General features: G+C 66.0%; 15 protein-coding genes and 1 riboswitch. Of the genes, 11 read left to right on the forward strand and 4 right to left on the reverse strand.

The genetic code is table 11. The annotated features are described in order from the left end of the window. Positions 1-35 precede the first annotated feature (35 nt). From FG94_RS09915 to FG94_RS09925, 3 genes are all read right to left on the reverse strand, one after another. Entirely contained in the window at positions 36-377 is a 342-nt protein-coding gene (locus tag FG94_RS09915) for an SMR family transporter (RefSeq protein WP_036210501.1), read from the reverse strand. Between the two features lie 58 nt (positions 378-435). Further along, positions 436-882 carry a DUF2147 domain-containing protein gene (locus FG94_RS09920; RefSeq protein WP_036210504.1) on the reverse strand — a complete coding sequence of 149 codons (447 nt, stop codon included), beginning with the start codon at positions 880-882 and terminating at the stop codon, positions 436-438. 148 nt (positions 883-1,030) lie between these two features. After that, positions 1,031-3,829, reverse strand: coding sequence for a valine--tRNA ligase (locus tag FG94_RS09925; RefSeq protein WP_036210507.1), 2,799 nt, complete (start codon positions 3,827-3,829; stop codon positions 1,031-1,033). Between the two features lie 91 nt (positions 3,830-3,920). Then, positions 3,921-4,026, forward strand: a riboswitch (TPP riboswitch). Between the two features lie 68 nt (positions 4,027-4,094). Here FG94_RS09925 and thiC point away from each other — a divergent pair. From thiC to FG94_RS09975, 10 genes are all read left to right on the forward strand, one after another. Next, a complete protein-coding gene (thiC, locus tag FG94_RS09930) occupies positions 4,095-6,008 on the forward strand; it encodes a phosphomethylpyrimidine synthase ThiC (RefSeq protein ID WP_036210509.1) in 1,914 nt (637 codons plus the stop codon). Further along, entirely contained in the window at positions 6,008-6,211 is a 204-nt protein-coding gene (thiS, locus tag FG94_RS09935; protein ID WP_036210512.1) for a sulfur carrier protein ThiS, read from the forward strand. Before thiC ends, thiS begins: the two co-directional genes overlap by 1 nt. Before the next feature lie 16 nt (positions 6,212-6,227). Continuing rightward, a complete protein-coding gene (locus tag FG94_RS09940) occupies positions 6,228-7,022 on the forward strand; it encodes a thiazole synthase (protein ID WP_081925908.1) in 795 nt (264 codons plus the stop codon). Further along, entirely contained in the window at positions 7,022-7,765 is a 744-nt protein-coding gene (locus FG94_RS09945) for a hydroxymethylpyrimidine/phosphomethylpyrimidine kinase (RefSeq protein WP_036210517.1), read from the forward strand. The genes FG94_RS09940 and FG94_RS09945 overlap by 1 nt, the downstream gene beginning before the upstream one ends. A 25-nt stretch (positions 7,766-7,790) precedes the next feature. After that, complete coding sequence (gene thiE / locus FG94_RS09950) at positions 7,791-8,405, forward strand: thiamine phosphate synthase (RefSeq protein WP_036210519.1); 615 nt, start codon at positions 7,791-7,793, stop codon at positions 8,403-8,405. Between the two features lie 39 nt (positions 8,406-8,444). Continuing rightward, positions 8,445-9,158 carry an ion channel gene (locus FG94_RS09955; RefSeq protein WP_036210521.1) on the forward strand — a complete coding sequence of 238 codons (714 nt, stop codon included), beginning with the start codon at positions 8,445-8,447 and terminating at the stop codon, positions 9,156-9,158. 124 nt (positions 9,159-9,282) lie between these two features. Beyond that, on the forward strand, positions 9,283-9,777 hold the full coding sequence (locus FG94_RS09960; protein ID WP_036210523.1) for a hypothetical protein: 495 nt from the start codon (positions 9,283-9,285) through the stop codon (positions 9,775-9,777). A gap of 24 nt (positions 9,778-9,801) precedes the next feature. Next, a complete protein-coding gene (locus FG94_RS09965; protein WP_036210526.1) occupies positions 9,802-10,047 on the forward strand; it encodes a hypothetical protein in 246 nt (81 codons plus the stop codon). 60 nt (positions 10,048-10,107) lie between these two features. Further along, positions 10,108-11,547, forward strand: coding sequence for a M28 family metallopeptidase (locus tag FG94_RS09970; protein WP_036210529.1), 1,440 nt, complete (start codon positions 10,108-10,110; stop codon positions 11,545-11,547). After that, complete coding sequence (locus tag FG94_RS09975) at positions 11,544-12,065, forward strand: GNAT family N-acetyltransferase (protein WP_036210532.1); 522 nt, start codon at positions 11,544-11,546, stop codon at positions 12,063-12,065. The genes FG94_RS09970 and FG94_RS09975 overlap by 4 nt, the downstream gene beginning before the upstream one ends. 48 nt (positions 12,066-12,113) lie before the next feature. Here the strand turns inward: FG94_RS09975 and FG94_RS09980 are convergent, their stop codons facing one another. Next, positions 12,114-13,676: a S8 family serine peptidase gene (locus FG94_RS09980; protein WP_036210535.1), complete on the reverse strand. Its 1,563-nt coding sequence runs from the start codon at positions 13,674-13,676 to the stop codon at positions 12,114-12,116. A gap of 329 nt (positions 13,677-14,005) precedes the next feature. Here FG94_RS09980 and FG94_RS09985 point away from each other — a divergent pair, with 329 nt between their 5' ends. Beyond that, positions 14,006-15,112: an S-(hydroxymethyl)glutathione dehydrogenase/class III alcohol dehydrogenase gene (locus tag FG94_RS09985; RefSeq protein ID WP_036210538.1), complete on the forward strand. Its 1,107-nt coding sequence runs from the start codon at positions 14,006-14,008 to the stop codon at positions 15,110-15,112. Positions 15,113-15,340 lie beyond the last annotated feature (228 nt).

Raw genomic sequence — 15,340 nt, forward strand, 5'->3', positions numbered from 1 at the left:
TCGAATTTACAATTGTTGCGGCGCGCGAATGAAGTTCAGTGACTGACGCTTTTCGAGAACAGGTTGATCACGGCCACCCCTGCGATGATCAGTCCGAGTCCGGCGATGGCGGGCAGGTCGAGGCGCTGACCGTAGACGAACCAGCTGATCAGCGAGATCAGCACGATGCCGACCGCCGACCAGATCGCATAGGCGGTTCCCGTTGGCAGCACGCGCAGGCTGAAGGTCAGCAGGTAGAAGGACAGGGCATAGCAGCCCACCGTGACCAGGCTGGGAATCGGCCGGGTAAAGCTGTCGGAAGCCTTGAGCGCGGTAGTGCCGATGACTTCCGTGACAATGGCGAAGGCGAGGTAGAGATAGGCTTGGGACTGGGTCATGCGCCCATCATACAGGGCGAGCGGCCGGCGCCTGTGGGCACGGGCCGCTGCCTGGGAATTACTGCTCGCGGACCCAGGTCTGCGAACGGCCGAACATCGGCGCGCCGATGTAGCCGCGCACTTCCAGCTTGCTGCCGTTGTCCTTCAGGGCCGCCTTGCTCTTGTAGGTCTTGCCCTTGGACGGATCGAGGATCTCGCCGCCGGTGTACTCGTTACCGTCCTTCTTCAGGCCGGACAGGATGGTCATGCCGATGATCGGCTGGTCCTTGCGCGCGCCTTCGCAGGCGGTGCATTTCGGGTTCTGGTCCTGGTCGGCCGGGCGGAACAGCTTTTCGATCTTGCCGGTCAGGACGCCGTTCTCTTCGGTGATGCGTACGAGGGACTTCGGCTTGCCGGTTTCGTCGTCGATCGTTTTCCAGGTGCCTGCGGGCGAGGTGTTCTGGGCCATGGCAGCCGGTGCGGCGAGGATCAGGGCAATCAGGCTTGCCTGCATCAGTTTACGCATTGTGGGTCTCCATTGTTGTTGTCTGACGGGACCAGTGTAGCAAACTGTATTCACGGCCGGGTCATCGAAATCCGAGGAAGTATTCGAATTGGATGGGTTCCAACAAAAAACGCGGCCGAAGCCGCGTTTTTGGTTTGGCGATGCCGAATCAGGCCGCCGGCAGCTTCGCCAGCTGCTCCTGCATCTTGGCCAGCGTCGCTGAGAAGTTCGCCACGCGTTCTTTCTCCTGCTCCACCACCGCGGCCGGGGCACGGGCAACGAAGCTTTCGTTCGACAGCTTGCCGCTGGCCTTGGCGATCTCGCCCTGCAGGCGCGCGATCTCTTTCGAGAGGCGCTCGCGCTCGGCGGCGACGTCGATCTCGACCTTCAGCATCAGCTTGGTGGTGCCGACGATCGACACGGCGGCCGGCGATTCCGGCAGCGCGTCGACCACCTGCACCTCCTGCAGCTTGCCCAGTGCCTGGATGTAGGGGGCGAACACCGCCATGCGGGCGCGGTCTTCCGCGTTGCCCGGCTCGACGATCAGCGGCACGCGCACCGACGGCGACAGCGACATCTCGCCGCGCAGGTTGCGGGTGGCGTCGATCAGGGTCTTGAGCTGCTCCATCCAGGCTTCCGCCTCTTCGCTCACGAACGAGGTATCGGCCAGCGGGTAGGGCTGCAGCATGATGCTGTCACCGGTCTTGCCGGCCAGCGGCGCGATCGCCTGCCACAGGGCTTCGGTCACGAACGGGATGATCGGGTGCGCCAGGCGCAGCACCACTTCCAGCACGCGCAGCAGGGTGTGGCGGGTGGCGCGCTGCTGCGCTTCGGTGCCCTGCTGGACCGAGACCTTGGCCAGTTCCAGGTACCAGTCGCAGTATTCGTACCAGACGAAGTTGTAGATGCTGCTGGCGATGTTGTCGAAGCGGTAGTCGGCAAAGCCCTTGGCGATATCGAGTTCGACGCGGTTCAGCAGCGAGATGATCCAGCGGTCGGCCTGCGACAGGTCTTCCGGATTCGGTTGGCCGCAGTCCTTGCCTTCCGTGTTCATCATCACGAAGCGGGTGGCGTTCCACAGCTTGTTGCAGAAGTTGCGGTAGCCCTCGCAGCGGCCGAGGTCGAAGTTGATGTTGCGGCCCAGCGAAGCGTAGCTCGCCATGGTGAAGCGCACGGCGTCGGTGCCGAAGGCCGGGATCCCTTCCGGGAATTCCTTGCGGGTGGCCTTGGCGATCTTCTCGGCGGCGCGCGGGTCCATCAGGCCGGTGGTGCGCTTGGCCACCAGCGACTCGACGTCGATGCCGTCGATCAGGTCGATCGGGTCGAGCGTGTTGCCCTTCGACTTGGACATCTTCTGGCCCTGGCTGTCGCGCACCAGGCCGTGCACGTACACGGTCTCGAACGGCACCTTGCCGGTGAAGTGGGTCGTCATCATCACCATGCGGGCAACCCAGAAGAAGATGATGTCGAAGCCGGTCACCAGCACCGACGAGGGCAGGAAGTGCTTCATGTCCCGGGTTTCTTCCGGCCAGCCCATGGTCGAGAAGGGCACCAGGGCCGAGGAGAACCAGGTATCGAGCACGTCGTCGTCGCGGCGCAGCGCCCCAACGACGCCCTGGGCCGCGGCCTTGGCTTGCGCTTCTTCCTCGGTGCGGGCGACCACGATCTCGCCGTTCTCGCCGTACCAGGCCGGGATGCGGTGGCCCCACCACAGCTGGCGCGAGATGCACCAGTCCTGGATGTTGCCCAGCCACTGGTTGTAGGTGGTGGTCCAATTCTCGGGCACGAACTTGATCTCGCCGTTGGCCACCTTTTCCAGCGCCACGTCGGTGATCGACTTGCCCGGGTTGAAGGTGCCTTCCGGCGCCGGCTTGCTCATGGCGACGAACCACTGGTCGGTCAGCATCGGCTCGATGACGACGCCGGTGCGGTCGCCGCGCGGCACCATCAGCTTGTGCGGCTTGACTTCGGCCAGCAGGCCTTGCGCTTCCAGGTCGGCGACGATCTGCTTGCGCGCGGCGAAGCGGTCCAGGCCCTGGTACTGGCTCGGGCCGTTCTCGTTGATCTTGGCGTCCAGGGTGAAGATGTTGATCGGCGCGAGGTTGGCGCGCTGGCCGACCGCGTAGTCGTTGAAGTCGTGGGCCGGGGTGATCTTGACGCAGCCGGTGCCGAATTCCTTGTCGACGTAGCTATCCGCGATCACCGGAATCTGGCGGCCGGTCAGGGGCAGGTTCAGCAGCTTGCCGACCAGGCTCGTATAGCGCTCGTCGGTCGGGTCCACCGCCACGGCGACGTCGCCCAGCAGGGTTTCCGGACGGGTGGTGGCGACCGTGAGGTGGCCCGAGCCGTCGGCCAGCGGATACTTGATGTACCACATCGAGCCGTCTTCTTCCTGCGAATCGACTTCCAGGTCCGACACGGCGGTGCCCAGCACCGGATCCCAGTTGACCAGGCGCTTGCCGCGGTAGATCAGGCCCTGTTCGTACAGGCGCACGAAGACTTCCGCCACGGTTTTGCTGCGGCTTTCGTCCATCGTGAAGTATTCGCGCTTCCAGTCTGGCGAGGTGCCCATGCGGCGCATCTGGCCGGTGATGGTGTTGCCCGACTTTTCCTTCCATTCCCAGACCTTCTCGACGAAGGCTTCGCGGCCGAGGTCGTGGCGCGAGATCTTCTGCGCGTCGAGCTGGCGATCCACCACGATCTGGGTAGCGATGCCGGCGTGGTCGGTGCCCGGGATCCAGGCGGTGTTGTAGCCGCGCATGCGGTAGTAGCGGGTCAGGCCGTCCATCACGGTCTGGTTGAAGGCATGGCCCATGTGCAGGGTGCCCGTGACGTTCGGCGGCGGCAGCTGGATGCTGAACGACGGCTTGCCGTCTTCCATGGTGGCGGTGAAGTAACCGCGCTGTTCCCACTCGGTGCGCCAGTATTGTTCAATGTCTGCGGGCTCGAAAGACTTGGCAAGTTCCATGATGTGGTCAACTAAAAAATTGTGCGAAAAGAACCATTATAGAGTAGATGCGGCTATAATCCGCCCCGCTGCGTTCCGGAAAGCCGGGCGCGGCACACGCTAGGGGTCCTGCTGTCGCAAACGCGACACGCGGGTGAGAAATACCCTCCGAACCTGATCTGGATAATGCCAGCGAAGGGAAGCAGTCAGAACACGGCCCAGGGCGCGCACGCGCCTGCCTGGCCGATCCTGGCACACTCCTTTGCTGGCTCCGCAAAGGAGCCACATGAACGCACCGCTCAAATTCGAAGCCGCGACCGCCACGGTCGACCAGGCGGCCATCGAACCCTTCCCCAACTCGCGCAAGGTCTACATCGAAGGCAGCCGGCCTGACATCCGCGTGCCGATGCGCGAGATTTCGCAATCCCCGACACCCGACAGCTTCGGCGGCGAGGCGAATCCGCCGCTGTTCGTCTACGACACTTCCGGACCCTACACCGACCCGGCAGCCAGCATCGACATCCGCCGCGGCCTGGGTACGCCGCGCTCGCCGTGGATCCTCGAAAGGGGCGATACCGAGGAGTTGGCGGGACCCACGTCCGACTACGGCAAGGCGCGCCTGGCTGACCCGGCCCTTGCGGCCCTGCGCTTCGAGCTGCAGCGCACCCCGCGCCGCGCCCGCAGCGGGCGCAACGTCACCCAGATGCACTATGCACGCCAGGGCATCGTGACGCCCGAGATGGAATTCGTCGCCCTGCGCGAAAGCCTGCGCCGCAAGGAATACCTGGCTTCGCTGGTCGATTCCGGCCCGATGGGCGCGCGCGTGGCCAGCCTGCTGTCGCGCCAGCATCCGGGCCAGTCCTTCGGCGCCAGCATCCCCGCCGAGATCACGCCCGAGTTCGTGCGCGACGAGGTGGCGCGTGGCCGCGCCATCATCCCGGCCAACATCAACCACCCGGAAATCGAGCCGATGATCATCGGCCGTAATTTCCTGGTGAAGATCAACGCCAACATCGGCAACTCCGCCGTGACGTCCTCGATCGGCGAGGAAGTGGAAAAGATGACCTGGGCGATCCGCTGGGGCGCCGACAACGTGATGGACCTCTCGACCGGCAAGCACATCCACGAGACGCGCGAGTGGATCATCCGGAATTCGCCCGTGCCGATCGGGACGGTGCCGATCTACCAGGCGCTGGAAAAGGTCGGCGGCAAGGCCGAGGAACTGACCTGGGAAATCTACCGCGACACCCTGATCGAGCAGGCGGAGCAGGGCGTCGACTACTTCACCATCCACGCCGGCGTGCGCCTGGCCTACGTGCCGATGACGGCCAAGCGCCTGACCGGCATCGTCTCGCGCGGCGGTTCCATCATGGCCAAGTGGTGCCTGGCGCACCATAAGGAATCCTTCCTGTACACGCATTTCGAGGAGATCTGCGAGATCATGAAGGCCTACGACGTCTCCTTCAGCCTGGGCGACGGCCTGCGTCCCGGCTCGATCTACGACGCCAACGACGAAGCCCAGCTGGCCGAACTGAAGACCCTGGGCGAGCTCACGCAGATCGCCTGGAAACACGACGTGCAGACCATGATCGAGGGCCCCGGCCACGTGCCCCTGCACCTGATCAAGGAGAACATGGACCTGCAGCTGGAACAGTGCAGCGAAGCGCCGTTCTACACCCTGGGGCCGCTCACCACCGACATCGCGCCCGGCTACGACCACATCACCTCGGGCATCGGCGCCGCCACCATCGGCTGGTACGGCACCGCCATGCTGTGCTACGTCACGCCCAAGGAGCACCTGGGCCTGCCCGACAAGAACGATGTCAAGGACGGCATCATCACCTACAAGATCGCGGCCCACGCGGCCGACCTGGCCAAGGGCCACCCTGGCGCCCAGCTGCGCGACAACGCCCTGTCGAAAGCGCGCTTCGAATTCCGCTGGGCAGACCAGTTCAATCTCGGCCTCGACCCGGACAAGGCGCGGGCCTTCCACGACGAGACCCTGCCCAAGGAGTCAAGCAAGGTGGCGCACTTCTGCTCGATGTGCGGCCCGCATTTCTGTTCGATGAAGATCACGCAGGAAGTGCGCGAGTATGCCGCCGCCAGCGGCGTGGCCGAAGGGGCCGCGCTGGCGAAGGGCATGGAAGAAAAGGCGATCGAGTTCGTGCGCGGCGGCGCCAGGCTGTACCGGGAGGTCTGATGACGGAGATCGAACTGAACGGCGCCCCGTACCAGGTGCCGGCGGGCGTCTCGCTGCTGGACCTGGCTGGCCAACTTGGCCTGGCCGAGCAGGCGGTGGCGGTGGCGGTCAACCGCGAAGTGGTGCCGCGCCAGCAGTGGCCGCAGCGCCGGCTGCAGGCCCGTGACAAGGTGGACATCGTGCGCGCCATCGGCGGCGGTTGAAAACAAGGAGATGACAATGAATGCAATCGTAGAGAACGACTTCCTGACCATCGCCGGGCGCCAGTACGCTTCGCGCCTGCTGGTCGGCAGCGGCAAGTACCGCGACCTGGCGCAGACGCGCGAGGCCACGCTGGCAGCCGGCGCCGAGATCGTCACCGTGGCGATCCGCCGCGTGAACATCGGCCAGGACCCGAATGCCCCCAGCCTGCTCGACGTGCTGCCCCTGGACGAATTCACCATCCTGCCCAACACGGCCGGCTGCTACACGGCGAAAGACGCCGTGTACACGCTGCAGATGGCGCGCGAACTGCTGGGCGGACGCAAGCTGGTCAAGCTGGAGGTGCTGGGCGACGAGAAGACCCTGTTCCCCCAGATGCCCGAAACGCTCAAGGCGGCGGAGGTCCTGGTACGCGACGGTTTCGACGTGATGGTCTATTGCAGCGACGACCCGGTACAGGCCCGCATCCTGCAGGAGATCGGCTGCGTCGCCGTGATGCCGCTGGCCTCGCTCATCGGTTCCGGCATGGGCATCCTGAATCCCTGGAACCTCTCGCTCATCATCGAGCAGGCATCGGTGCCGGTGCTGGTCGATGCCGGCGTCGGCACGGCCTCGGATGCGGCGATCGCGATGGAGCTCGGCTGCGACGGCGTGCTCATGAACACCGCGATCGCGGCTGCCCACGATCCGGTGCGCATGGCGCGCGCGATGCGCCACGCCGTCATCGCCGGGCGCGAGGCGCGCCTGGCGGGGCGCATGCCGAAGCGCTTCGCGGCCTCGCCCTCGTCGCCGCTGCAGGGCATGGCCACCTGATGGTGCCGACCGTGCTCGTGTTCGCCGGGCTCGACCCCGGCGGCGGGGCAGGGCTGGCGGCGGACATTGCCGCCATCGGCGCCCTCGGCGGCCACGCGCTGCCGGTGGCGACGGCCCTGACCGTCCAGGACAACAACCGGGTGCACGAGGTGCACCCGATCGACGCCGGCCTGGTCCTGCGCCAGGCCGAAGCGCTGGTCGATTCCTTCGGCATCGACGCGGTGAAAATCGGCATTCCCGGCAGCCGCGAGAACGCGGCGGCGATTGCCCGGCTGCTGCGCCGGCTGCGCGCGTCCGCCCCGGAGCTGCCGGTCGTGCTCGACCCGGTGCTGGCCAGCGGCCACGGCGACGCGCTCGGCAAGGGCAACGCCATCGCCGCGCTGGCCGAGCTGCTGCCGCTGGCCACCGTGCTGGTGCCGAACCTGCCGGAGGCGGCGGCGCTGGGGGCGCTGCCCTGCGAGCACGTGCTGCTCACCGGCGGACATGGCGAGGGGGACGTCGTCGTCAACCGCTGGCTGCAGGGCGGGATGGAGCAGCGCAGCTGGCGCATGCCGCGCCTGCCGCACAGCTACCACGGCAGCGGCTGCACGCTGGCCGCCGCCATCGCGGCGCGCCTCGCGCTGGGCGACCCGATGGCGCAAGCGCTCGAGCATGCCCAGGACTACTGTCACCAGACGCTGGCGCACGCCTTCCGGATTGCGCCCGGACAGCGCATCCCGCGCCGCATCCTGCATACACACTGAAAGGAACATCGTGAAACAACACTTCATGCGCGGGCTCTACCTCGTCACCCCGGACTGGGACGACACCGAACGCCTGCTCGCGGTCACCGACCTCGCCTTGACTGCTGGCGCATCCCTGGTGCAGTACCGCCATAAAAGCGCCAGCCCGGCCTTGCGCGCCGAGCAAGCCGCGGCCCTGCTGGCGCTGTGCCGCAGCCACAACCGGCCGCTCGTGATCAACGACCACATCGACCTGTGCCGCGACCTCGACGCCGACGGCGTGCACGTCGGCGGCACGGACATGTCGGTGGCGCAGGCGCGGGCCCTGCTGGGACCGGGCAAGATCGTCGGCGCCTCCTGCTACGGCGAGCTGAAACTGGCCGAGAACGCCCAGCAGGCGGGCGCCAGCTACGTAGCCTTCGGCGGCTTCTATCCCTCCCCGGTCAAGAAATACAGCTTCGTCACGCCGCCCGAACTGGTCGAGGTCTGGCGCGACCGCGTGGCCCTGCCGATGGTGGTGATCGGCGGCATGACCCCGCTGAATGCGGCGCCGCTGGTGCGGCGCGGCGCCTCGATGGTGGCGGCGATCACGAGCGTGTACGTGGCGGCCGACCCGGCGGCGGCCGTGCGCGACTTCTGCGCGCTGTTTCGGCTCGCCTGAACTTACAATGGCAGCGTTGCCACTCTTGCCATACCGACCATGCGACCGCTGCGCCTGCTCATCCATACCAGCCGCCACCCCTCGGCCATCCTGCTGCTGGTACAGCTGCTCGGCATGCTGTTGTACCCCTTTATCGAGCACGAACCCGCCGGGCATACGGCCTTCAACGTGTTCGGCATTCTGGTGCTGTCGCTGACCATCCGCATGGTGCGGCGCACGCCGGGCGAGACCCGGATCAGCGTGGCGCTGGCGGTGCCGATCGTGATCCTGCTGGCGCTGCAGACCTTCTACGACCTGCGCGGCACGCTGCTGCCCTGGTCCTCGGCGCTGGAAGCGCTGTTCTACTTCTACGCCGCCGGCAGCCTGATCGCCTACATGATGGAAGACCGCCGGGCCACCACCGACGAGCTGTTCGCCGCCGGCGCCACCTTCACCCTGCTGGCCTGGGGCTTCACCCACCTGTACCTGATGGTGCAGGAACTGCATCCTGGCACCTTCGCGGCCGCCGTCAACGCCTCCGCTCCGCGTACCTGGAGCGAGCTGAATTACCTGAGCTTCGCGCTGTTGTCGAGCACCGGCATCGGCGACGTGATTCCGCTCACCGTGCATGCGCGCGCCCTGTGCAGCATCGAGATGCTGGTCGGCGTGATGTACCTCGCGGCGGTGGTGGCGCGCCTGATCGGCTTCACCACCCAGGGCAAGATCTACCGGCGCCGCCCGGATGCGCCGCGCGAACCCTGGGAAGAAGACTAGTGCATCCGTGGTGAATAAAGTGCGGCCCGCACGTGCCGTGTTAAGTCTTCAATAAGACGCATGCCTTAACTTGGCGCCGTTTGCAGCACCGGCATCCCGCCATCGCTGCGCCACGTTTGCCTGCATGATGCCGAAAGCCCGGATACTGAGAACCTTCCTTGCCGTCCTGCTGGCGCCGCTCGCCGCGTATGCGCTTGCCGCCGCCTCTCCCAAGCCGATGTTCGACTACCGCTACGAGAACTACCGGATCTGGTCGGATCGACCCATCCCGGGCGAGATCACCGCGGTGCTGGACGACGTGACGCGGCGCCTGCGCACCTCGACCCTGAACCAGCGCGAAACGCCGGTCGAGATTTTCTTCTGCAACGAGCCCTGGCGCCTGTGGCTCTACGGCCGCGCTTTCAGCACCCGCCTGGGCGGGGCGGCCGACGTCTGGCTGACCCGGCAGGTTTTCATCCGCGCTTCCGACATCCCGGCCAACCGGATCCATACACCGAATGGCGGCCCGCTGGCCGATGCCGCGCAGCGCCCGCTGTCCTACTTCATCGCGCACGAGATCACCCACAACGACGTGTCGCGCCATTTCGGGCGCACGGTCATGCTGCGCTATCCGGAATGACTGCTGGAAGGCTATGCCGACTACGTGGGCAAGGCGGGCGACTTCGATTTCGAGGACAACCACGCGCTGTTCGCCGCCGGCGCCGGCGCCCTCGATCGCGACAGGAGCGGCCTGTACCGCGAATTCCACCCGAAGGTCGCCTACCTGCTCGACAAGAACGGCTGGACCCTGGAGCAGGTGTTCGCGAATCCGCCCGACGAGGAAGAACTGGACGCCCGCCTGCGCGCGCAGCGCCCACATATGTATCAATTTGCGCCTGCCGTGGATTGACCGGCCGCGGCGGAGCATGCGATATTGCCTTTCTAGCCACTTCCATCGAAAGCATCCGCAATGCGTCTTTACGTCACCGCCCTTGTCCTCGCACTGGCCAGCGCCGGTTGCGCCCAGGTCCCCACCGCCGCCACCATCTCGCCGGAGGCGCTGCGCACCCACGTGCAATACCTCTCCTCCGACCAGCTCGAAGGCCGCGGCACGCCCTCGCGCGGACAGGACCTCGCCACCGACTACATCGCGGCCCAGTTCCGCAAGGCGGGCCTGGAGCCGGCCGGCGACGACGGCTACTTCCAGACCGCGACCTGGCAATACGCCGAGCGCAAGGCGGATGACGTGAGCCTGAGCGTGCTGGCCGGCAGCAGCACCGTCACCGTGCCGGCCGGCGGCGCGACCGGCAACTTCCTCGATCCGGTCACCCTGGCGGCCACGCCGGCAGTGTTCATGAGCTGGAAGGATGCGCTGGACAACAGCGATGCGGCCAACGGCAAGGTGCTGGTGGTGCCGGCCCCGCCGGTGCCGCGCGCCGCGCGCCAGCTGCAGGAAAAACTCAAGAGCAAGCCGCTGCTGGTCGTCATGATCGACCGCGAGCGCCGTCATGGTGCCGGCACCGGCGGCTGGCTGATCGATCCGGAGCAGGCTGCGCCGCAGGGCGCGGTGCCGGTGCTGTTGCTGCATGCGCCTGACGCCGCAGCGGCGCTGGAGAAGGGCGGGGCAAGCGTCACGGCACGCGTGGCCGCCCCGAGCATCCGCCCGGTCAAGCTGCGCAACGTGGTCGGCGTGCTGCGCGGTTCCGATCCGGTGCTGAAGAACACCTACGTCCTGATGACGGCGCACCACGACCACGTGGGCATCCGCGACGGCGAGGTCTACAACGGCGCCAACGACGACGCCAGCGGCGTGGTGTCGCTGATCGAAGCGGCGAATGTGCTGGCCGCACGCAAGGAGCGAGCGCGCCGCAGCATCGTGTTCATGACCTTCTTCGGCGAAGAACTCGGCATGCTGGGCTCGAAGTACTATGCACGCCATCCGGTGTTCCCGCTGAAGGACACGGTGGTGAACATCAACCTCGAGCAGACCGGCCGCACCGACGACAGCGAAGGCAAGCAGCTCAACTCGATCGCCATGACCGGCTATGACTTCTCGACCCTCGGCGACATGCTCAAGAAATCCGCCGAACGCACGGGAGTGCGCCTGTGGAAGCATGCGGCCTTCAGCGACGCCTTCTTCTCGCGCGCCGACAACCAGTCGCTGGCCGACGCCGGCGTGCCGGCGCACACCCTGTCGGTGGCCTACGGCTTCTCGGATTACCACGGCAAGGACGACACCTGGGACAAGCTCGACTACGACAACATGGCGCGCGTCACGCGCATGCTGACCGAAGGCGTGTACGACATCGCCAACGCGACCGAGCGCCCGACCTGGACGGCGGCGCCGAAGGCGGCCAACTACGCCGCCAAGGGACGCGCGCTCACGGCCGGCGAGGCGGCGGCCAAGTGAGCGGCGGCGCGGTCCTGGTGCGGCGTTTGCTGGCGGACGAGTGGCAGGCCTACCGCGCGATCCGCCTGCGCGCGCTGGCGGATGCGCCCGAGGCCTTCGGCAGCACGCTGGCGCGGGAAGAAGCGCTGCCGGACGATAGCTGGGCAACGCGCGTGGCGAAGTCGGCGGTCTCCGGCATCGATTGCGCGCTGGTGGCGGAAGTGGAAGGCCAGCTCGCCGGCCTGCTGTGGGCCAAGGTCGATGCGCAGGATGCTGGCAGGATGAATTTGTTCCAGATGTGGGTGGCGCCGCAATGCCGCGGCCGCGGCGTGGCCGCTGCTTTATTGGACGAGGCGCTCGGATGGGCGAGAACGCGTGGGACCCGGGTGGTGCACCTGGGCGTGAACAGCGAGAATGCAGGCGCGCTCAGGCTGTATGAGCGCGCGGGCTTCCAGCCGATCGGCGAGCCCTATCTGATGCGCGAGGGGGCCGCGCACATGGAGCAGGAAATGCGCCTGGATCTATCCGGGCCAGCATGAAAAAATGGGACGCCCGGAGGCGTCCCATTTTCATTGCAGCGCCAGGGTTTAGTTACCGCAGCCCAGCGAAGCGATGCGGTCGCGTGCGGCCTTGGCCTGCACCAGGCCGAAGCCGTACTTGGTGTCGCGGCCCGCGGTGCCCAGGTCGAGCGCGCTCTTGGTGAGCGACGCGCGCATCTGCGCAGCGGTACAGGTCGGGAAGTAGCTCCACACCAGGGCAGCAACGGCCGACACGTGCGGGGTCGCCATCGAGGTGCCGTCGAAGTAGGCGTAGTTGCTGGCGCGGATGCCGACCGTCGCGCTCTGGCCCAGCTGCTGCTTCATCGCGGCGCCGTCAAGATCGGTCGCGGTGACGGACGGGATGCTGGTCACGGTGGTGCCCAGCGTGCCGCCGAACGCGCCCGCCACGTTGTTGTACACCACGGCGCCGACGCCGCCGCTGTTCTGGCAGTTGCTGACCTTGACCGCGAAGTCCACGGTGCCGCGCTGGATCAGGCAGACCTTGCCCGAGACAGCGGTGTTGACCTTGTCGCCGATGCCGAAGTCGGCCAGCGGTGCGGTGGCGGTCTTGACCGGCGAGCCTTCCATCGCGCCCGGGGCGTAGGTGCTGCTGCCAACGGTCAGGACGGCTTCCTGGCCGGTGCCCATCGGGACGGTCGACAGGACGCTGACGCCGGGACCTGCCAGTTCGACGCTGCTGTTGTACTGCGAGAAGGTGGCCCACTGCTTGTTCTCGTCGACCGCGCCGACCATGACCACGCTGCTGTAGCCGGCCGGGTAGGAGACCACCGTGTTGCCATCGTTGCCCGCGGCGGCCAGGCTCAGCACGCCTTTGCTGTACAGGCTGTCGAATGCCTTCTGCTCGGTGGTGCTCTTGCGCCCGCCACCCAGCGACATGCTGATCACGTTGGCGCCGGCGGCGCCGCACTTGTTGGCGGCGGAGGCCAGGGTCGAGGAATAGGCCCAGCCGTTGGCGCCAAACACCTTCACGATGTGCAGCTTGAGCTGCTTGTTGGCGGCCACGCCGACCACGCCGGTGCCGGCGTTGTTGATGGCGGCGATGGTGCCCGCCACGTGGGTGCCGTGGCTGTTCTCGTCGGTGTACCACCAGCCGGTGCCGGCGTCGTATTCGCCGGTGACCGGGTTGGCCGACAGGTCTTCATGGTTGCGGTCGTAGCCCGAGTCGATGATGCAGACCTTGCGGTTGGCGGCGCTGGCGTCCGACAGCAGGTCGGCCTGCACCTGCTTGATGCCGTACGGGACCAGCTGGCCCGATGCGTACGGGGTGCCGGTCGACGGCGAGGTAAGCGCGAAGGGCTTGCGGATCACGTCTTCTTCGATGTATTCGACGTTCGGGTTGTTCTCCAGTCCTTTCAGCGCGACCGCCGGGACCTCGATGGCCATGGCGTTCATGCCGAAGATGTCGTGCTTGACCGAGCCCTTGGACGCTGCCACCACCGACTTCACCTTGGCAGCGGCACCCGGCTTGAAGGCGACGATGACGCGGGTGGTGTCGGGAGCTGCGGCCTGCGCGTTGCCGAACACGCCGGCAGCGACCAGGGCTGCCAGGCAAACGCGAAGGGAGGATGCGCGAGTGTTTTTGTCTACCATGAATCTTCTCCGTTTGAAAACAAAGTTATTGCGCCTTGGCTCTGTAGGCCTCGTACGCTTTTTGTGCCACCTCATGGGTGGTGAAAATAGTGTATTTCAAAAACTTGTATATATGCACACCGGATTCAACTGTGCGCAGGAAACACTTGATCAGGCACAGCTCGCTACCGATTGTCCATACACACTGTCTTTACTACGTGTTATCGTTTTTTCCAAATACCCGCAGAAAACGCAGCGGCGCGCTACGCTTACCCTCACTCCTTGCTATCATTTCAAACTTTACGGCGTTGCAATCCGCGGCGTCCAACGCTCGGTTCAGGAAGGGAAACATGAAGACCAAGGCTGCAGTTGCATGGAAGGCGGGCCATCCGCTCACGATCGAAGAAGTCGAACTCGAAGGCCCGAAGGCCGGCGAGGTGCTGGTCGAGGTCAAGGCGACCGGCATCTGCCACACCGACTACTACACGCTGTCCGGCGCCGATCCGGAAGGCCTGTTCCCAGCCATCCTCGGCCATGAAGGCGCGGGCGTGGTGGTGGACGTCGGCCCGGGTGTCACCAGCCTGCGCAAGGACGACCACGTCATTCCGCTGTACACCCCGGAATGCCGCCAGTGCAAGTTCTGCCTGTCGCAAAAAACCAACCTGTGCCAGGCGATCCGCTCCACGCAAGGCCGTGGCCTGATGCCTGACGCTACTTCCCGTTTTTCGCTGGACGGCAAGCCGCTGTACCACTACATGGGCACCTCGACCTTCTCGAACTACATCGTGGTTCCGGAGATCGCGTTGGCCAAGGTGCGTTCGGACGCGCCCTTCGACAAGATCTGCTACATCGGTTGCGGCGTCACCACCGGCATCGGCGCGGTGATCTTCACGGCGAAAGTGGAGGCGGGCGCCAACGTGGTCGTGTTCGGCCTGGGCGGCATCGGCCTGAACGTGATCCAGGCGGCCAAGATGGTGGGCGCCGACAAGATCATCGGCGTGGACCTGAACCCGGAACGCGAAGCCATGGCGCGCAAGTTCGGCATGACCCACTTCATCAACCCGACCAAGGTCGAGAACGTGGTCGACTCCATCGTCCAGCTGACCGACGGCGGCGCCGACTACAGCTTCGAATGCGTGGGTAACGTCACCACCATGCGCCAGGCGCTGGAGTGCTGCCACAAGGGCTGGGGCCAGTCGATCATTATCGGCGTGGCGGCGGCGGGCCAGGAAATCTCGACCCGTCCGTTCCAGCTGGTGACTGGCCGCGCCTGGCGTGGCTCCGCCTTCGGCGGCGCGCGCGGCCGCACCGACGTGCCGAAGATCGTCGACTGGTACATGGAAAACAAGATCAACATCGACGACCTGATCACCCATCACCTGCCGCTCGAGCGCATCAACGAAGGCTTCGACCTGATGAAGTCGGGCGAGTCGATCCGCTCGGTCGTGGTCTACTGATACCCGCTGTCCGGCATCCTGACGCGGCCTCCGGGCCGCGTTTTTTTTCATTCTGCACACCGAGGGTCAGGTCTGACATTTAGACACGAGCTCGAGCATTGATGCGTTGTATTGCTCAGTCCGTGTCCGAATGTCAGACCTGACCCCGGGCGGCGCAGTCCGTGTCCGAATGTCAGACCTGACCCCGGGCGGCTGACCCCGGGCGGCGTTTTTTCATTCTGTTCCGCC

The sequence above is a fragment of the Massilia sp. LC238 genome, assembly GCF_000735635.1.
In the GTDB taxonomy this organism is placed as follows: Bacteria; Pseudomonadota; Gammaproteobacteria; order Burkholderiales; family Burkholderiaceae_D; genus Telluria; species Telluria varians.